Annotated in this window: 17 protein-coding genes and 2 tRNA genes; 9 read left to right on the top strand and 10 right to left on the bottom strand. The window is 35.1% G+C overall.

From position 1 onward, the window contains the following. Position 1: 1 nt before the first annotated feature. A complete protein-coding gene (locus BXY58_RS05910) occupies positions 2 to 901 on the bottom strand; it encodes a cell division protein FtsX (RefSeq protein ID WP_120212905.1) in 900 nt (299 codons plus the stop codon). A 171-nt stretch (positions 902 to 1,072) separates the two neighbouring features. On the opposite strand from BXY58_RS05910, the gene BXY58_RS05905 reads away from it, so the two are divergent. Next, a complete protein-coding gene (locus BXY58_RS05905) occupies positions 1,073 to 2,059 on the top strand; it encodes a DNA topoisomerase IB (protein WP_120212904.1) in 987 nt (328 codons plus the stop codon). On the opposite strand, the gene BXY58_RS05900 is transcribed toward BXY58_RS05905, so the two are convergent. After that, entirely contained in the window at positions 2,056 to 3,543 is a 1,488-nt protein-coding gene (locus tag BXY58_RS05900) for an NAD(P)H-hydrate dehydratase (RefSeq protein ID WP_120212903.1), read from the bottom strand. The two genes, BXY58_RS05905 and BXY58_RS05900, sit on opposite strands and share 4 nt — an antisense overlap. Before the next feature lie 119 nt (positions 3,544 to 3,662). Between BXY58_RS05900 and mscL the strand changes: the two genes are divergently transcribed. Further along, a complete protein-coding gene (gene mscL, locus BXY58_RS05895) occupies positions 3,663 to 4,046 on the top strand; it encodes a large conductance mechanosensitive channel protein MscL (RefSeq protein WP_120212902.1) in 384 nt (127 codons plus the stop codon). Positions 4,047 to 4,087: 41 nt separating this feature from the next. Here mscL and BXY58_RS05890 read toward each other — a convergent pair whose 3' ends face one another. Genes BXY58_RS05890 through BXY58_RS05880 form a run of 3 tightly spaced genes read right to left on the bottom strand, consistent with a single transcriptional unit; the run spans position 4,088 to position 7,424 of the window. Continuing rightward, positions 4,088 to 4,927 carry a GLPGLI family protein gene (locus BXY58_RS05890; RefSeq protein ID WP_120212901.1) on the bottom strand — a complete coding sequence of 280 codons (840 nt, stop codon included), beginning with the start codon at positions 4,925 to 4,927 and terminating at the stop codon, positions 4,088 to 4,090. A gap of 56 nt (positions 4,928 to 4,983) precedes the next feature. Then, the gene (locus BXY58_RS05885) at positions 4,984 to 7,059 is read right to left on the bottom strand and encodes a M56 family metallopeptidase (protein WP_120212900.1); all 2,076 of its coding nucleotides are present in this window, start codon (positions 7,057 to 7,059) and stop codon (positions 4,984 to 4,986) included. Further along, positions 7,059 to 7,424 carry a BlaI/MecI/CopY family transcriptional regulator gene (locus BXY58_RS05880; protein ID WP_120212899.1) on the bottom strand — a complete coding sequence of 122 codons (366 nt, stop codon included), beginning with the start codon at positions 7,422 to 7,424 and terminating at the stop codon, positions 7,059 to 7,061. The genes BXY58_RS05885 and BXY58_RS05880 overlap by 1 nt, the downstream gene beginning before the upstream one ends. A 216-nt stretch (positions 7,425 to 7,640) precedes the next feature. On the opposite strand from BXY58_RS05880, the gene BXY58_RS05875 reads away from it, so the two are divergent. The 7 genes from BXY58_RS05875 to BXY58_RS05845 all read left to right on the top strand — a co-directional run bounded on the left by BXY58_RS05875 (position 7,641) and on the right by BXY58_RS05845 (position 11,073). After that, positions 7,641 to 7,713: transfer RNA gene (locus BXY58_RS05875), tRNA-Met, on the top strand. 40 nt (positions 7,714 to 7,753) lie between these two features. Continuing rightward, on the top strand, positions 7,754 to 7,900 hold the full coding sequence (locus BXY58_RS17170; protein ID WP_229728391.1) for a GIY-YIG nuclease family protein: 147 nt from the start codon (positions 7,754 to 7,756) through the stop codon (positions 7,898 to 7,900). Positions 7,901 to 8,169: 269 nt separating this feature from the next. Continuing rightward, a tRNA-Met gene (locus BXY58_RS05865) sits at positions 8,170 to 8,245 on the top strand. A gap of 114 nt (positions 8,246 to 8,359) precedes the next feature. After that, a complete protein-coding gene (locus BXY58_RS05860; protein ID WP_120212898.1) occupies positions 8,360 to 8,971 on the top strand; it encodes an L-threonylcarbamoyladenylate synthase in 612 nt (203 codons plus the stop codon). Between the two features lie 78 nt (positions 8,972 to 9,049). Next, positions 9,050 to 9,811: a peroxide stress protein YaaA gene (gene yaaA, locus BXY58_RS05855; protein ID WP_120212897.1), complete on the top strand. Its 762-nt coding sequence runs from the start codon at positions 9,050 to 9,052 to the stop codon at positions 9,809 to 9,811. A gap of 51 nt (positions 9,812 to 9,862) precedes the next feature. Beyond that, positions 9,863 to 10,711: a peptide chain release factor N(5)-glutamine methyltransferase gene (gene prmC, locus BXY58_RS05850; protein ID WP_120212896.1), complete on the top strand. Its 849-nt coding sequence runs from the start codon at positions 9,863 to 9,865 to the stop codon at positions 10,709 to 10,711. A gap of 2 nt (positions 10,712 to 10,713) precedes the next feature. Continuing rightward, complete coding sequence (locus BXY58_RS05845) at positions 10,714 to 11,073, top strand: DUF4180 domain-containing protein (protein WP_120212895.1); 360 nt, start codon at positions 10,714 to 10,716, stop codon at positions 11,071 to 11,073. Positions 11,074 to 11,259: 186 nt separating this feature from the next. Here BXY58_RS05845 and BXY58_RS05840 read toward each other — a convergent pair whose 3' ends face one another. The 5 genes from BXY58_RS05840 to BXY58_RS05820 form a co-directional block, all read right to left on the bottom strand. Further along, positions 11,260 to 11,901: a rhomboid family intramembrane serine protease gene (locus tag BXY58_RS05840; protein WP_120212894.1), complete on the bottom strand. Its 642-nt coding sequence runs from the start codon at positions 11,899 to 11,901 to the stop codon at positions 11,260 to 11,262. Positions 11,902 to 11,927: 26 nt separating this feature from the next. Next, positions 11,928 to 14,504 carry a DNA gyrase/topoisomerase IV subunit A gene (locus BXY58_RS05835; RefSeq protein WP_120212893.1) on the bottom strand — a complete coding sequence of 859 codons (2,577 nt, stop codon included), beginning with the start codon at positions 14,502 to 14,504 and terminating at the stop codon, positions 11,928 to 11,930. Beyond that, on the bottom strand, positions 14,504 to 15,010 hold the full coding sequence (locus BXY58_RS05830; RefSeq protein ID WP_120212892.1) for a hypothetical protein: 507 nt from the start codon (positions 15,008 to 15,010) through the stop codon (positions 14,504 to 14,506). Before BXY58_RS05830 ends, BXY58_RS05835 begins: the two co-directional genes overlap by 1 nt. A 35-nt stretch (positions 15,011 to 15,045) precedes the next feature. Further along, complete coding sequence (locus tag BXY58_RS05825) at positions 15,046 to 16,926, bottom strand: DNA topoisomerase IV subunit B (protein WP_120212891.1); 1,881 nt, start codon at positions 16,924 to 16,926, stop codon at positions 15,046 to 15,048. Positions 16,927 to 17,080: 154 nt separating this feature from the next. Continuing rightward, positions 17,081 to 17,881 carry a T9SS-dependent choice-of-anchor J family protein gene (locus BXY58_RS05820; RefSeq protein ID WP_120212890.1) on the bottom strand — a complete coding sequence of 267 codons (801 nt, stop codon included), beginning with the start codon at positions 17,879 to 17,881 and terminating at the stop codon, positions 17,081 to 17,083. Positions 17,882 to 18,030 lie beyond the last annotated feature (149 nt).

Below are 18,030 nucleotides of genomic sequence, written 5' to 3'. Positions count from 1 at the left end.
GTTATGAGTAATATAGATCATCCACATTGCTGCGTAGGAATCTCCAGGTTGCAAAGATAGTACTTGCTACGGTTATTAAAATACCGACAAGTAAAATTATTATTACCAAAAATACATATTGATTAGTATCCTGAACAAAAGGTGTCCCAATCTGGCTTGTAAAATAATACCAAACACCGCCCAAGGCTAAGATCCCTATGAATGCTCCAATTAATCCCAAAACCAAAGCTTCTTTGATAAAAGGCATTAGAATGAATCTCCTTTTTGCTCCCACCAGCTGCATGGTTTTGATAATAAATCTTTTTGAGAAAATTTTCAACCTTATAGAATTGTTAATCAACACCATAGCAACAATCAGGAATAAAACCGAAAATGCCAGAATCCAGGTTAATATCCTGTTCAAATTATTGTAAACATCAATGGTTAATTGATTATCGTTGGCAACATCTTTCACACCCTCGATGGCTTTTAATTGCCCTACAACACCGTCGATTTTTGCAGGATCTACGAATTCAGGCTTCAAAGTAACTTCTACAGAAGCCGGAAAAATATCTTCTTCAAATAAGGCATTCGCATCAATTCCCAACTGTTTTTTTGCTAAAACGCTTGCCTGTTGCTTCGAAATATACTTGGCTTGTTTAACATAATTCTGCTGTTTGATTTTCGCAAACGTTTCCTCCTGAAACTTCAGCGTTTTTGCGGAATCTCTTGGATCAAGATACTCATCAAAATAAGCTTCAACAACAAGCTGCTCCTTGATATAATCCGAATACTTTTGAGCATTAATTAATATTAATCCAAATAATCCTACTAGGAATAAAACCAGTGAAATACTGATGACTACAGTAATATTACTGGATCTCAATCTGCTTTTATTAAAATCGTCAACGGTCTTTGGCATCAAAAAAATTTTTGCTAAAATAGAAAATTTCGCTTAAAAAGCCTTGTTTGCCACTGTTAATAAAATCATAAAACACGGAGCAACTTTTTCTTTTCTGGTGAGTTTAAAACACAATTCTCAAAATTCAAAATCGGCATTTTTATTGTAAAGGACAATATCAAATATCAGTTTATGAAACTTACCCGCCAAGCGTCCGGAAAAAATTTTGTCTATATTGATAAAAATAAAGAAAAACTCAAAGATCCAGAGAAAATTGAATACATCAAATCGCTCGTCATTCCCCCAGCTTGGACCAATGTGGAGATCACAACCAACAAACGGGCAAAGATTCTAGCCATCGGCCGAGATCAAAAAGGCAGAAAGCAATACATCTACAATCCAAAATTCCGTGCGAAAAAAGATGCCGATAAATTTGACAGGATACTTCATTTTGCTGAGAATCTTGAACATATGAGACGCGTGACCGGACAGCATCTCCGAAAGAAAAAAATGACCCGCGAAAAAGTTTTGGCAGCAATGGTAAGACTTTTAGATTCAGCTTACTTCCGTCCCGGAAGCCCAAAGTACACCCAGCAAAACCAAAGTTACGGATTGACAACCATTAGAAAAAAACACCTCACTATCGAAGGTGATGAAATGATTTTTTCTTACAAAGGAAAATCAGGAAAATTTCAAGAAAAACATATTATCAATGCTAAATTGACAAAGGTTATTGCTGATCTGGAAGATTTGCCTGGCTACAGACTTTTCAAATATTATGACAAAGATAATAATCTAATTACGGTTGAAAGCCAAGATCTCAACCAATACATCAAAGAGATTATGGGCGAAGAATTTTCCGCCAAGGATTTCAGAACTTGGGCAGGAACGATGATTGCCGCCGGAATACTGGACGAATTGGGAATCTGTGAAGAAAAACAACAAAAAGAATTGAAGAAAAGAATCCGGAATGCCATTGTTGCCGTTTCTGAAAAACTAGGCAATACACCTTCTGTTGCAAGAGATTCTTACATTGATCCCAGAATTTTTGAACATTATAAAAACGGACACACCATCCAATATTTCAAGAAAGAAATTAAAAAGCTATTAAGAAAGAATGAGAACTTATCCGAGACTGAAGTTGGCGTTCTATATATGTTGAAATCAAAATTAAGTTAACTTAGATTTTGAAAAACTTCACCAATTTTATTGATGAGATCCGTTGGTAACATTGATTCCTCAGAGAATTCTGCTGCAGCGAGATCGCCAGCTTTCCCGTGAAGCCAAACGCCGAAGAGACAAGCTTTTTCGATGTCATATTTTTGAGAAATCAATGAGGTTAAAATGCCTGTCAGCACATCGCCGCTTCCACCTTTTGCCATTCCGGAATTGCCTGTGATATTGTAATAGACCTTTCTTTCAGGTGTGATCACCGCTGTATGGTGATCTTTCAGAACAATAAAAATTTGCAATTCTTCCGCTTTTTCCTTTGCTAACTCAATTCGATCAAAAGAGTTTTGAGTTTTGCCAAATAATCTTTCGAACTCTAAAGGATGTGGCGTAATCACAGAATTTTTTGGAATTAAATTTAAATTTTGACTTTCAGCTAAAATATTCAGTGCATCGGCATCCAGAATCATAGGATTTTGATATGATTTCAAAAAATCGAATAAAGCTTTTTGTGTTTGCTTTTCTTTTCCCAAACCAGGACCAATTCCATAAACAGCTTTTTCCTGAACCTCAATGTCATCTACATATTTTTCTCCTACACCAATGAACATCGCTTCCGGAACCTGGGATTGTAAAATCAAATTTCCACATTCCGGTGCCATCGTAAAAGTCAATCCGCTTCCAGTCCGCAACGCAGATAAAGTCGACATCAGAACAGCTCCAATCTTTCCATAACTACCACCAATCAAAATGCTTTTTCCGAAACTACCTTTGTTGCTGAAATCTTCTCTTGGTTTATAAATTTTCCTGATTAAACTACCATCGATAACAAAATAATCTGTTTTAACCTCATCAATGAATTTTGAATTTAAATCGATATCCAAAACCTCTATTTTTCCACAGAATTTACCCGTTTCCGGATGAAGAAAACTTCTTTTATAAAACTGAAACGTCAATGTAAAATCTGCCTTGAAAATTGCAGATTCTTCTTCATTAATCTTATCCGCATAAAGTCCGGTTGGAATATCAATAGAAATTTTTGGAACTGGAATTTGATTTAATTTTTCAATTAAATTTTTAAAGTCATTAGACAATTCCCGATTCAATCCATACCCAAACAAGGCATCTACAATGACAGATTTTTCATTATTAACAATTAAAACATCTGAAAAATTATTGATATCAATTCCTTTTATGAGTTTCAATCTTTTAAAATTAATTTCTGCATCAGCCGAAAATTTCATCTGATTTTTTTCAATGAAAACCTCCACATCAAAGCCTTTTTCATACAGCAATCTGGCAATTGCCAACCCATCTCCCCCATTATTTCCCTGGCCACAGAAGATCAAAAATCTTTTAGCCTGCTTAAAATTAACCTGAATCCAATCTACACAGGCATTAGCAGCTTTTTCCATCAGATTGATAGACGAGATCCCGTTTTCTATTGTAGCAGAATCACATTTTTTGATTTGATCAGCGGTAAGAATTTTCATTATTAGAATTACATAAATATCAAAATTAGGCAATAATTTCTTTTAAAAAGCTTTAATTAATAAAGCATTATAAATAAAAAAACTATATTTTTGTTTATATTAACTATAAAAATACAACTATGGGCTTTGTAAAAGAATTTAAAGAATTTGCTGTAAAAGGAAACGTACTTGATTTAGCAGTCGGTGTTATCATTGGTGGTGCTTTTGGTAAAATAGTAACATCAATGGTTGATGACATTATAACCCCCGCAATTCTAAATCCTGCTTTAAAAGCAATAAACGCAGAAAACCTTTCTCAACTTGTAATTCCCGGAACTGCTATTAAATATGGAAATTTCCTTTCTTCAGCAATTTCTTTTATCGTAATTGCATTTTGCCTTTTTATATTAATTAAAGGAGCGAATAAATTAAAAAGAGACGAACCAAAAGAAGCTGCTCCAGCAGGGCCTTCTTCTACAGATCAATTGCTTATGGAAATTCGTGATGAATTGAAGAAAAAATAAAGTATCAAATACAAAACTCCACTTTTTCAAGTGGAGTTTTTTTAATTTACAATATCAAGCTCAATTCTATTATTATCTTTTTTGATTTGATTTCTTAGTCGCTCTTCCTGTTCCTTCGCAACTTTTGCAGAGTTGCCGTCTTTTCCTGTCAGTATAACGGTTGCTCCTCCCATCTGCAATTGTTTGATTCCTTTAGTCGGATCATTTTCATACTCTTTGACAACCTTCTGGAATTGTTTGGAATTAACGGCAATTTCTTTAGCCTCAAAAACATTGATATCAAGCTCTCCGGTTATATTTTTTATCCCTTTTAGTTCCAACTTGTGAGAACCGGTTTTGTCTTCAATCTTTACAATTAATCCCGGCAAACCGTGAAATTTATATGGTCCGTCCTGAATCGGAATCTCAGTAGAAAACCAAGCCGTCCAATGTCTTCCTGCAAAATCAGCTTCCGCTTTCTGAGCATTCCACTCTCCTACTTTTTCTTTTTCTGATGATATTTTCCAGTTGATTTTTCGTTCATCAGAAATATTATAAGCATCCATAGATAATCTGCGATGAAGATTAATTTTATAATCGGGATAGGTTTTCGTTACAGAATATCTGACATTTCCTTTTCTCATATCTGATTTGACATTAATAGAACCTGTCGCTTTCAACTGTCTTTCCAAATCAGCTTTCATTAATGAATCTGAATTAAAAACCGTGTAGCTATAATACTTGGAACCATCTTTTGTAGTGTCCAGAAACATCATTTCAGTTTTGACATCTTCAACATTGGTTGAATCCGGGATAAACTTGTATTCGTAAATAAATCGTTTATTCTGGGCAATTGTTAAAATTCCTAAAATCAGAAATAAATTAATTAATAGTTTTTTCATAGTTATCAAATATTAAAAAAGCCGGCGAACCGGCTAAAGTGTATGAAAATAAAGTTTTATTTTGTGACAACTTCAATTTTTCCAGTTCCGTTTGTTTTGAAAACATTCATTGATGAAATTGTGCTTGGTTCAAGCTTCTGAAGCTCAGTTTTATCTACCTCTTTCCCATTGACATAAACCCTTATATTATCCATCGATTTATCAAGAACAAGTAGTTGGCTTTCTTTATTAACTCTAAGTGGTGGTGTAACATTTTTGTTGTAAACCAAGGCTTTAGGAGAATCCAAAGTAGAATTAAAACTTATTCTCCAAGGATTATTCTGACGCATCTCTTTGTTTAACTCCTGCTGCTTTTTCTGAAGCTTTTTCTGCTCTTCTAATAATTCACTTTGTTTTTCCTGAAGTTGTTTTCTCTTTTTCTCCATTTTTCTCAATTCTTTTGGAGACAATTTGGATTTAGCTTCATTATAGAATTTATCATCAGAAAACTTGAAATTAAAATTAGTTGTCAAATCCTTGAACTCCGGAAAGTCACTTGCATCAAATCCAAAAGCTACAGTTCCATCGGTAAAAGCATCTTTTCCATATTGGTCTTTTATTATTTTCTGAAACTCTTCTTCAGAAAGTTTACCATATTTTTCGGACGCTTCCTGAGCTCTTTTCTGAGCATCCTGAATCATTTTCTGAAATTCAGGCGAATTGACTTTAATTTGCATTTTTTCAGCCTGTTCCTGAGCATTCTTCAAATCTTTCTGGAACTTAGGAGAATTCATCATTCGCTCTGCAATTTTTGCCTGCTTCTCTGCGGTAGCAATTCTCTTTTTGAATTCCGGAGAATTGACCATAGCTTCAGCCTTTTTCGCAACTTTCTCAGCATCCGCGATTCTTTTCTTGAACTCTGGTGAGTCATACATTTTCGCAATTGCTTCCGAATGCTCTTCTAAACCTTTGATATTTCTCTTATAGTTATCCGAATTTACAACATCCTCCATTTGGTTTGCAAGCGATTGCATTTCATCTTCCAAAGCTTTGTATTCTGGAGTTTCTTCCTTTTTAGCTTTTTTCAAAGCTGATAATGCTTTGCTTTTTTCAGCCATTTTTTTGCTGATTGCCGACATTTTCAAATGGTCTTCCTGCAACGCATCAGAATAAGCTTTTGTCTGTCTCTGGTGATTGTCTGCCAAACTATCAAATTCTGATTTTTTCGGCTGGATTGTATCCATCTTGATTTGTTCAACAGCGATTTCTATCGCCTTGTTCGTTTCTTTGATTTCTTTGTTTTTAGCATTGACCATATAGGCAAACACCATAAAAAATAAGATTGGTAATGCAAATAACTTGCGTGCATAGCTGTACTTGGTTTGATTTTTTGTAATCATTGTAAGTCTTTTTTTGAGGTTAGATGATAAAAAAGGACTTGTGACAGGCAAAACAGAACCCGAGAAATGACTCTCCAACAGCATCTGCGCAAATGCTTTTGTGTCCGATTTTTTGACCGCTTTTTTGTCCGCCAAGTATTCGTGAATAAGATTGATTTCTTTGTTGATAAAGTAAAACACAGGATTGAACCAGAAAATGGATTTCACCAATTGCATCAGGAGTTTATCCCAGCTGTGTTTTTGTTCTATATGGACCATCTCGTGCTTCAGTATCTGCTGACCAACGGGAGAATTAATCTCTATTGATTTTTTCCAGAACAGATTTCTGAAGAATGAAAATGGTGCATTATTCAAATTAGTCTGATAAAATTTGATTCCTTCGATGGTTTCATTCGGGAACTGATTTTTTATCGAATTGATTTTTAAAATTCCTTGTATTAATCGAATTAAAAGAGCGATTGAAACCACTCCAATAATTGTATAAAGAACTGAATAAATAGTGATATCATAGTTTGTAGTTTGAGGTTGGTTTTGATTGAATCCACTCAACAGCAGATACAAATTTTTGTTTGTTTCTATCGTAAAATAAGAAACTTTTACCAGAGGCAGGACCAGACTGATGATGACCAAAAATAAAAGATAAAATCTGTTATAATGATGAAAGGTCTTGTCCTTTAAAAACAAAAGATAATAAGCAAACATCACTGCTGAGCAGAGAATCATCTTGCCAAAATAAAGTAATATTGGTTCCATTATTCCTTGTTTTTAAGTTCGTTTAATAAAAGTTCCAGATCTTTCACACTGATTTCGTTTTCTTCTACCAAAAATGAAACAGCATTGGTGTATGAACCTTCAAAATAATTCTTAACCAGACTTCTGATAGACTTCCCACTGTAATTTTCTTTACTTATCAAAGGAAAATATTCGTGCTGTCTTCCAAAGGTTTTATAATTCACAAATCCTTTCTCCATCAATATTTTAAGAATCGTGGAAATCGTATTGGTATGCGGTTTTGGTTCAGGAAACAATTCTAAAACGTCTTTCAAGAATCCTTTCTCTATCTGCCAAAGGTACTGCATCACCTGTTCTTCTGCTTTGGTTAACTTATTCATATTCATTTACTTTAAAAACAATCAATCTTATATCACTAAAAACTTAGTAATACAAATGTATGATTAATTTTTATTCATACAACTATTTTTTTAGTTAAAAGAAGTTAAAAAGCATAACTAATTGATTTTCAAATTATAAATTTAACAAAAGTACTGATTTCAAAATTTATTAAAATAATACTTGATTTGAGACGAATAAGCTGTATATTTGCAATCCAATATCGCGAGGTAGAGCAGTAGGTAGCTCGTCGGGCTCATAACCCGGAGGTCGCACGTTCGAGTCGTGTCCTCGCAACCTAAGTAAGAGAATCACAATTGTGATTCTCTTTTTATTTATGGAAGAATTTGTTGTTTACATTTTATATTCAGAGAAATTTGACAAAACTTATACCGGTTTTACATCAAATCTTGTGGAAAGATTCAAATCACATAACGAATTAGGAAACAAAAGGTTACAATTAACTTTAGACCTTGGAGTGTAATTCACGTAGAATTTTTCAACGAAAAGAAAGATGCAATAAAAAGAGAAAAATTTTTAAAAACTGGACAAGGAAGATTATTCATTAAATCTTTGATCAAATAAATGGAGGGTTCATATCCGCCATAGGCGGACGCACGTTCGAGTCGTGTCCTCGCAACCAAATCAAGAGAATCACAATTGTGGTTCTCTTTTTATTTTCAATAATTTCATCAGTAAATTCAAAATTAATTTGACTTGTATCAAAAAAGTCGTATATTTGCAGAACAATATCGCGAGGTAGAGCAGTAGGTAGCTCGTCGGGCTCATAACCCGGAGGTCGCACGTTCGAGTCGTGTCCTCGCAACCAAATAGAAAAGAATTACTATCTGTAATTCTTTTTTTGATTATAAAAAACTTTAACCCTTTCAGAGTTTGAAACTCTGAAAGGGTTTTTTGGATTAACCTTATTAAGCTTGTAGTTATGGCAAAAATCTTAAAAATATATCCGCAAAATCCGCAAGAAAATTTTATAGACGAAGCCGTAAAAGTGCTTCAAAACGGTGGCGTTATCATTTATCCTTCGGATACGATTTACACGATTGGCTGTGACATCTATAATCACAAAGCAATGGAAAGACTCGCTCAAATCAAAGGAATTAAACTTGACAAGCAAAAATTTTCAATCATTTGTAATGACCTGAGTCACCTTTCAGAATTCACAAAGCCGATAGAAACTTCAACTTTCCGATTTTTGAAAACGCATCTCCCTGGTGCATTTACATTTATTTTAGAAGCTAACAGGAATCTTCCGACAGCTTACAAAGGCCACAAAACTGTTGGTATAAGAGTTCCGGATCATATCATCCCCCAAATGATTGTAGAGAAATTGGGACACCCGATCGTCTCCACTTCCATCCACGATGATGATGAGATTTTGGAATATTCTACAGACCCGGAACTGATTGCCGAGAAGTACGATAAATTGGTAGACTTGGTCATTGATTCTGGTTACGGAGACAATGTCGCTTCCACTATTGTGGATTTGACTTCCGGCGAACCGGAAATTATCAGACAAGGGAAAGGAATTCTGTAAAACTTCAAGAATCAAGTGAAAAGAAAGTCTGCCATAACCTCAGATTGACAACCAACAACTTTCAACTTATAACAAAAAATGAAATTCATAACATCGCCTGCGAAATTGATGAACGTTGAGAATTCGACCGAATTTTTAAAAAACACAACGCCAAAATTCATCAAGGATTCAGAATTTATCCAATCTTTCTTAAAAGAAAAATCTCCAAAATTCTTAGCAGAATTAATGGAAATCTCTCCAAAATTGGCAGACGAAAATTGGGAACGCAACCAAAAGTGGTCATCAAAGCCGACAGCTAAAAACTCAGCGCCGGCAATGTTTGCTTTTACAGGGGAAGTTTATCGTGGTTTGGACGCTAAAACTTTGGATGAAAAAGCGGTAAAATATCTTGAAAAGAATTACAGAATCTTATCCGGACTTTACGGACTTTTAAAGCCTTCTGACAAAGTGATGTTGTATCGTTTGGAAATGGGAAGACCTTTCCAATTCGATTCTTATAAAAACCTGTATGAATTCTGGACTGATAAAATAACAGCGCAAATCAATTCTGAATTAAAAAAAGGCGAACCTTTGATTAACCTTGCGAGTACAGAATATTTTAAGGTCATTGACAGAAAACGATTGAAATCCAAGGTCATTGATTTCGAATTCAGGCAAATTCAACCTGACGGGAAGTTGAAAACGATTGTGGTTTATACCAAACACGCACGCGGACTAATGCTTCGTTTCTGTGCTGAAAATAACGTTCAGACTTTGGAGGAATTGAAAGCTTTCAATTATGAGAATTATTTGATTGATGAAAAGCTGTCGACTGAAACTAATTTGGTTTTTACAAGGTAAATTATTGAATTATAAATCTCGCGGATTTAGCTGATTAGGCAAATTTAAAATATGACAATTTCTGATCTTAAATTCCTTTTTCAAAACGAACTTTCCGAACTCTATTCAAAATCAGAAATAGAGGAATTGTTCTCTGTTTTTTGTGAGAATTATCTGAAATTGAATAGAGTTGAATTAAGAATTAATCTTGATAAAGATTTATCTGAAATTATCTCAAAGCAATTTTTAGAAGCGATTTCTGAATTGAAAACAGGAAAGCCTTTTCAACAGATTCTTGGTGAAACTGAGTTTTATGGAATGAAATTCTTTGTCAATGAGCACGTTTTGATTCCGAGACCAGAAACGGAGGAATTGCTGGAATTGGTGATTGAAACGATTAAAGATTTAAGGTTGAAGGTTGAAGGTTTAAAAATAATGGATATTGGAACCGGAAGCGGAATAATTCCAATTGTTTTGAAGAAATATTTTCCGGAAACTCAAGTTTCAGCCATTGATATTTCTGAAGATGCTTTGAAAATTGCTAAGAAAAACTCAGAGTTTCATAAAACAAAAATCAATTTTATTCAAAAAGACTATTTAAACGAAAGATTGAATGAAGTCTATGACATTATCATCAGCAATCCACCTTACATCGGAATTGAAGAAAATATTGAAATTGAAGAATCAGTAAAAGGTTTTGAGCCTAATATTGCACTGTTCTCTCCTACTTCCGATGATTTGATTTTTTATAGAAAAATTGCAAAAGATTCTGAAAATCATCTTTCCGAAAACGGAATGATTTTTCTTGAAATCAATCAGAAACTGGGAAGAGAAACTTTGGAATTGTTTCAGAATTTCTCCGAGTCTATTCTCTTAAAAGATATTTCCGGAAACGACAGGATGATTTTTGCGAGAAAATAATTATGGAAATAAAGATTCACAATATTAACAATACGAAAATTGCTGAAGTAATATCCGACAAAATTATTATCAAATCCATTGATGACGGAACCAATTTAGTTGGGAATTTGTATTATCAAGATTTGGGAAATGTAATTTTATACGAACAAAATATAAGTTCTGATTTTTTTGATTTAAAAACTAAAATTGCCGGAGAAATTTTACAAAAATTTTCAAATTACAGAATTCGGTTAGTTATCGTTGGGCATTTTGAGAAATACAATAGTAAAAGTTTGAGAGATTTTGTCTTAGAAAGCAACAAGTCAAGACATATCAACTTTGTAGAAACTCTTTCTGAAGCATTGGAAAAATTGGCATTATAATAAAAACTTTCACTGGTGATAGAATGACAAACGCCGAACATAGCCCCGATGGCAGCGGCATCCTTTTTTGTTTTGGTGTGAGGCGGCGGAGCGAAGCGTAGCCGACCGAGCGCCAAAACAAAAAGATATAGCGAACAGCGGGTGAGAAATATCTGAAACTATGCCGAATGTTGTTGCTCCTAAAAATTATCCAATTCTTTTATTAATAAAAATCTGATAAGCCAAATAAATCAACGGCAAGGCCATAACACCCAAATACACTGCATTTTGCATTGCAAACTCAGGATAAATAGCAACAGCATAAACCAATCCGAAAAATGCACCACCGAGATGTGCCGCATGACCAATGTTATCGTTCATTCTTGGATTCAGCATCATATAGACAGAATATCCAAAGTATAAAGCGCCAAACAAATATCCCGGAAGAAAATTGACTTCGATCTCTTTTGGTGCTAATGCCACAGCAGCAAACAAAATACCGGAAACTCCCCCACTCGCACCAATGGCTGAATAAAACGGAACGTTTCTGTAATGATACAAACAGAATAGATTTCCTAGAATAATAGAGCCTAAATAAATAATCAAAAATCCGCTAACACCGAATCCTTCTAAAGCAATCGGTGCAAAGAAATACAGCGTCAACATATTGAAAAACAAATGCATAAAATCCGCGTGGAGAAAACCCGCAGAAAATAATCTGATGTATTCTTTACGTCTTTGAATGGCACCTACCTCAAATTTATACTTCTGAAATAACTCCGGTTTTTGAAATCCAATATAACTTGTGATGCAGGTTATTACAATTATGATTAATAAAACGATGTTCATTTTTTTTGCTGAATTAAATTGTGTTCTTAATTTTCTTCTTCGTCAAAAAGACTTCCGATAGTTCCGCCTTCGTCATCCAGATCTGCTTCCGGCCTTTCTTCAATTTCCGGTTCTTCTTCTATCACTTCCGGTGGTTCAGGAATTGTGATATTGATGGATTTGACTTTATCTTTTGTTAGTTGATTACCAATGGCTTTGATTCCTTTAACTGTAATGAATTCATCCAGATCAACCGTTTCAGGCTCTTTTTGCTTGTCTTTGATTTTCGGGAATACGATCTCTGCAATGGCTCCAACTTCTGTCGTCACAAACTCGATAAAAGATTTTGGGTTTTCGTTGGCGAAGAAAGATTGAACATTAGGCGTAGTCTCCAAAAGGAAACGTTTTACAAAATATTTGTCCTTTTCGCCATCAAAATAGATACAAGTAATTGGCTGTTCCGGTTTCCACTTCTCCAAAATCAGATAATCATCATCGAATCGATTCATCAGATCGAAAGAAACCAGTTTGGCTTCGCCTTGGGAAGTAATCGTCAAAATCTTATCATCTCCTTTGAAACTTCCCAACAAAGTTCCTCTTCCATCCGCATTAAGACGACGTACAGAATCATCAAACCAAATTTTCCTCGGCGCCAAAGTCGATACGCCTTCTTCTTTCATATCCACTTTTTTCACGGCATATTTGGTAACCAAATTTCCTTTGGAGTCCCGACCTTTGATAGCCAGTTCAGAAAAATCAATATCGATTTTGTTCTTTCTGACTCTCGCATTGGGCTTCAAAATAACAGAAACCACCTCAGCTTCTCCATTCGGATTAGCTGAAAAATACAGCATTTCTGATCCTTTTTTATCCGAAGCCAATTTATAATCCGTATTTCTGGTAACGCCGGTTACGGAGAAACGCTTCATATAATAAGGACCTTCCCGCCCTTCGCGATAGATCATATTATAAACCGTACGTTTGTCGTTCTTTTTCCAGACTGCAACGTGTTCAATATTTTTACCAATAAAGGTTTTGCTTTCTACTTTGACAACCTTCATGGTTCCATCTTTTTGGAACGTAATAATATCGTCTATATCGGAACAATCGAAGAGATATTCGTCTTTTTTGAGCGATGTACCAATGAAGCCTTCTTCTTTATTGACATAGAATTTTTCGTTAGCGACTGCCACTTTGCTTGCATCGATTGTATCGAAAATCCTAAGCTCGGTCTTTCTCTCTTTTCCTTTTCCGTACTTTTTCTGGATATTGGTATAATAATCAATGGCATAGGTGATCAGATTTTCCAGGTGATGCTTTACTTGTTCTATCTTACCTTCTAATGCCAGGATATTTTCTTTGAATTTATCCAGGTCAAAACGGGAAATCCTTTTGATTCGGATCTCTGTCAGTTTTACAATATCTTCCTCTGTAACGGCTCTCAGAAGATGCTTTGTATGAGGTTTTAAGCCTTCATCAATCGTCTTGATGACATCTTCCCAAGATTTAACTTCTTCAATATCGTGATAGATTCTGTTCTCTATAAAAATTCTTTCTAACGATGAAAAATGCCAACTTTCCTGCAACTCGTGAAGTTCGATTTCCAATTCTTTTTTAAGAAGAGAAACCGTGTGATCCGTGTTATGCTTCAGAATATCAGAAACCGACAAAAACATCGGTTTATCCCCAACAATCACACAGGCATTCGGTGAAATTGGAACTTCACAATCTGTGAATGCATACAGCGCATCAATTGTTTTGTCCGGTGAAACATCGGGATGAAGATGGATGTTGATCTCCACAGTATCCGATGTATTATCCTCGATTTTTTTGATTTTGATCTTTCCTCTTTCGTTGGCCTTTAAAATACTGTCGATAAGATCACTTGTAGTTTTTGAAAAAGGAAGCTCCGTAATCGTTAATGTATGTTTATCTTTTTGGGAGATTCTTGCTCTTGCTCTTATTTTTCCGCCTCTGTGTCCATCGTTATAATTGGAAACATCCAACATCCCGGCAGTGAGGAAATCGGGAAATAATTCGAATTTTTTTCCTTTCAGGTAAAGAACAGAAGCATTAATTAACTCATTGAAGTTATGAGGCATTATTTTCGTAGAAAGTCCAACACCAATTCCTTCAACACCTTGCGCCAGAAGCAAAGGAAATTTTACTGGCAGGTCAACCGGTTCATTATTTCTACCATCGTAAGATTTAGTCCAATGGGTGGTTTTGGGATTGAAGACCACATCCAGCGCAAACGGCGTTAATCTGGCTTCGATATATCTAGCTGCAGCCGCTGAATCACCTGTATAGATATTTCCCCAGTTCCCTTGGGTATCAATCAATAATTCCTTTTGGCCAATCTGCACCATCGCATCCGTAATAGAAGCATCACCATGCGGATGGTATTTCATCGTATTGCCGACGATATTTGCGACTTTGTTATAACGCCCATCCTCCAACTCGCGCATAGAGTGCATAATTCTACGCTGCACCGGTTTGAAACCATCAAAAATAGAAGGAATTGCTCTGTCCAGAATTACATAAGACGCATAATCTAAAAACCAATCTTTATACAGCCCCGATACTTTTTTCAGGCTTTCTTCGTGATGTGTACTTTCTTCCATTAAACTGCAACTGTATTATCTTCGTGTTCGTGTCGAATTTCTTTATTGGCTTTTACTACTTTATTTAAAGAAAATTTCAAATCTTTTATTTGTTTTTTACTGAGATAGTTAATATCATATTTTAGGATTACAATGTGATTTTTTTTACTGAGTATATAAACATATAATCTTTTAAAAACAAATACATTAATAATATTAAACTTTAACAATTTATACTTGGGAAATTCATCTTTCGCATCTTTTCTTGCCAATATGTACAAAATATGATTATTCCGGAAATTAAGCGCTTCGCCATCACTATCATATTCAAAAACAGGTCTTCCCAGGATATAAAGCAACAAAAATAACAAAGACGGAATTGCTAATAAAATCCAGGCTTTCTTTCCAAAAACATCAAACTTGCTGATTTCTAAAACATAAGCAATGACGCCCAAAATAAAAATAATGCCTACCAGCGAATATATAAAGCTGAAAAGCGGTTTATTATTTCTGTTACTTAATCTCATTTGTTTGTGTTTTGTTTGGTTATGTTTTTTCCTTTTTAAGCCTCCATCATTGTTTTCTTCTTATCAATATTTGTATCATCTTCTACCACCAGATTGTCCAGGATAAATAATTGCCTGTCCGGTGTATTTTTTCCCATATAAAATTCCAAAAGCTGGTCAATTGTCTGGTCTTTACCCACAACAACAGGCTCCAATCTGATATCTTTCCCTATGAAATGCTTGAACTCATCAGGAGAAATCTCACCCAAACCTTTGAATCTGGTAATCTCAGGATTTTTCCCCAGCTCGTCCAGAGCTTTCAATCTTTCGGCATCCGAATAACAATATCTTGTTTCCTTTTTATTTCTAACCCGGAAAAGTGGTGTCTGCAAAATATACAAATGCCCGTTTTTGATAAGATCCGGGAAAAACTGAAGAAAGAATGTGATCATCAATAATCTGATGTGCATCCCATCTACATCGGCGTCGGTAGCGATCACTACGTGATTGTAACGCAGATCCTCCAAACTTTCCTCGATGTTGAGCGCTGCTTGCAAAAGGTTGAATTCCTCATTCTCATACACCACTTTTTTTGTCAATCCATAACAATTCAGAGGTTTACCTTTCAAAGAAAAAACAGCCTGCGTTTCTACATCCCTGGATTTTGTGATAGAACCGGAAGCCGAATCTCCCTCGGTAATAAAAATCATGGTTTCTGATTTTCTTGCAGCCTTTTGATCATTATAATGGTGGCGACAATCTCTCAGTTTTTTATTGTGAAGCGATACTTTTTTAGCACGTTCTCTAGCCAATTTTTGGATTCCGGACAACTCTTTTCTTTCTCGTTCCGAAATCATAATTTTCCTCAGAAGCGCTTCCGCAACCTCAGGATTTTTATGCAGGAAATTGTCCAGTTTATTTTTGAGAAAATCAATCACGAAAGTTCTCACTGTAACGCCGCCCGGCTCAATCTCGTTCGACCCTAATTTCGTTTTGGTCTGAGATTCGAAAACCGGCTCGATGACTTTTACGGAAACTGCCGCAATAATCGATTTTCTGATATCTGCTGCTTCAAAATTCTTATTATAAAACTCTCTCACAGTTTTTACAAAAGCTTCCCGAAAGGCATTAAGATGCGTTCCACCCTGCGTTGTATTTTGTCCGTTCACAAATGAAAAATAAGTTTCGGTCTGTGATTTGTCAGAATGTGTAATGGCAACCTCAATATCATCATCTTTCAAATGAATAATCGGATAAAGAATTTCACTTTCCAGTTCTTCTTCCAGAAGATCTCTTAACCCATTCTCAGAATAGAATTTTTCTCCATTGAAAATGATTGTTAAACCAGGATTAAGATAAGCATAATTACGAAGCATGCGCTCCACATATTCTTTTCGGAATTTGAAATTCAGGAAAATATCTTCGTCCGGAATGAAACTGATTTCTGTTCCGTTTCTATCAGAAGAATCAGCTTCAGGGTAATCGGTTTTGATAACACCTCTGGAAAACTCTGCCATTTTCACACGATTTTCTCTTACCGATTTGACACGGAAAAATCCGGAAAGGGCATTTACAGCTTTGGTACCAACACCATTTAATCCCACCGATTTTTTGAAAGCCTTACTATCGTATTTACCTCCGGTATTCATTTTAGAAACAGCGTCAACCACTTTTCCCAAAGGAATACCACGACCGTAATCCCGAATGGTCACTTTACCTTCGTCCATTTTGATTTCGATGCGTTTTCCGGCTTTCATTACAAACTCATCAATCGAGTTATCAATAATCTCCTTGAGGAGAATATAAATCCCGTCATCTGCAGAAGAACCATCACCCAATTTCCCAATATACATCCCCGGACGCAGACGAATGTGCTCTTGCCAATCGAGCGTACGGATATTATCTTCGGAATAATTTACAGGATTAATTTCACTCATATAATTGAATTCTAAAAAAGTTTGGATCGGTAAAGAATCGGTAACTCACAAATTTAACGAAATGGATTTTAATTTGAAAGTTTTTAGATAATTTTTTAGTTCATTTTTTCAAAACATAACATAAAAAAAGCCCTCGGATTGAAGGCTTTAAGATCTATTTTTTAATAATTTTTCTAGAAATAATTTCTGATTTTGTGTGAACATTCAGGATATATTGTCCAACCGGGAACTTTCTAACATCAGCTTCGGAAGATTGACTCTCCAAAACCATTTTTCCGTTCATGTCAAAAATTCTGATTTTTTGAATATTTTCCACACCATTGATTTTTACAAAATCTGATGTTGGGTTCGGAAAAATTTTGATTGATAAAGCTGATGATTCAGAAACCGCCAATCCTGTATTATCTTTAATCTCGATATCATCAATTCCCATATAGAAAATATCTTCGCAATCATAGTGCCTGAAAACAAGTTTAACCTCCTGACCAGCATAAGATGAAATATCAATGTTGATTATTTTTGCAGTCTCGGTATATCCTTGATCAAAAGTTTCTTCAAAAACCGGAGTTTCACTCCCACTAAAAGCAGAGTTTGCCGGAATAACATAAACTGCATAATGCTCTTCAAAAAGCTCTCCATCTCCTGCTGCAGCTTTGAATGACAATGAGAGCGAATTAGAATTAGGAAGTGTAATTGCGGGACTTTCCAAAAGATTATCGGGAGTGAATGCTTCCAGATACCACGAAAATGAAACAGCTAAATTTCCTGTAAAATTAGGAAGTTCATTAAGTTCAGCATTTAGAATTTCCCAAGTTTGCTCATCGCCATCACGATCATAAACTTTCCACAATGCAACAGACGTTTCATCTTCAAAATCCTCTTTAAATACCGACGTTTGTGAAAAACCCATCAAACCAGATAATGCAAATGAAGCAAATAGTAATTTTTTAATCATATCTTTTTATCCTTTAATTTTTGCTAAAGTACAAATAAAAAACTCCCGACAAATTAGACTGCACCCAAAAGTTTAGACAAAATTAGACAAAATTATTAAAGAAAAGAGTTCGGTACTGTACCGGGCTCTTTCCATTTAGATTTAATCGT

Source organism: Epilithonimonas arachidiradicis (assembly GCF_003610695.1).
In the GTDB taxonomy this organism is placed as follows: Bacteria; Bacteroidota; Bacteroidia; order Flavobacteriales; family Weeksellaceae; genus Epilithonimonas; species Epilithonimonas arachidiradicis.
Note: the sequence above shows the minus strand (reverse complement) of the source record. Positions and strands in the feature narration are given on the sequence as shown.

Bases quoted from the DNA above. Each gene is read 5' to 3' on its own strand.
- BXY58_RS05910 (WP_120212905.1), bottom strand. From the start codon at position 901: ATGCCAAAGACCGTTGACGATTTTAATAAAAGCAGATTGAGATCCAGT.
- BXY58_RS05905 (WP_120212904.1), top strand. From the start codon at position 1,073: ATGAAACTTACCCGCCAAGCGTCCGGAAAAAATTTTGTCTATATTGAT.
- BXY58_RS05900 (WP_120212903.1), bottom strand. From the start codon at position 3,543: ATGAAAATTCTTACCGCTGATCAAATCAAAAAATGTGATTCTGCTACA.
- mscL (WP_120212902.1), top strand. From the start codon at position 3,663: ATGGGCTTTGTAAAAGAATTTAAAGAATTTGCTGTAAAAGGAAACGTA.
- BXY58_RS05890 (WP_120212901.1), bottom strand. From the start codon at position 4,927: ATGAAAAAACTATTAATTAATTTATTTCTGATTTTAGGAATTTTAACA.
- BXY58_RS05885 (WP_120212900.1), bottom strand. From the start codon at position 7,059: ATGGAACCAATATTACTTTATTTTGGCAAGATGATTCTCTGCTCAGCA.
- BXY58_RS05880 (WP_120212899.1), bottom strand. From the start codon at position 7,424: ATGAATATGAATAAGTTAACCAAAGCAGAAGAACAGGTGATGCAGTAC.
- BXY58_RS17170 (WP_229728391.1), top strand. From the start codon at position 7,754: ATGGAAGAATTTGTTGTTTACATTTTATATTCAGAGAAATTTGACAAA.
- BXY58_RS05860 (WP_120212898.1), top strand. From the start codon at position 8,360: ATGGCAAAAATCTTAAAAATATATCCGCAAAATCCGCAAGAAAATTTT.
- yaaA (WP_120212897.1), top strand. From the start codon at position 9,050: ATGAAATTCATAACATCGCCTGCGAAATTGATGAACGTTGAGAATTCG.
- prmC (WP_120212896.1), top strand. From the start codon at position 9,863: ATGACAATTTCTGATCTTAAATTCCTTTTTCAAAACGAACTTTCCGAA.
- BXY58_RS05845 (WP_120212895.1), top strand. From the start codon at position 10,714: ATGGAAATAAAGATTCACAATATTAACAATACGAAAATTGCTGAAGTA.
- BXY58_RS05840 (WP_120212894.1), bottom strand. From the start codon at position 11,901: ATGAACATCGTTTTATTAATCATAATTGTAATAACCTGCATCACAAGT.
- BXY58_RS05835 (WP_120212893.1), bottom strand. From the start codon at position 14,504: ATGGAAGAAAGTACACATCACGAAGAAAGCCTGAAAAAAGTATCGGGG.
- BXY58_RS05830 (WP_120212892.1), bottom strand. From the start codon at position 15,010: ATGAGATTAAGTAACAGAAATAATAAACCGCTTTTCAGCTTTATATAT.
- BXY58_RS05825 (WP_120212891.1), bottom strand. From the start codon at position 16,926: ATGAGTGAAATTAATCCTGTAAATTATTCCGAAGATAATATCCGTACG.
- BXY58_RS05820 (WP_120212890.1), bottom strand. From the start codon at position 17,881: ATGATTAAAAAATTACTATTTGCTTCATTTGCATTATCTGGTTTGATG.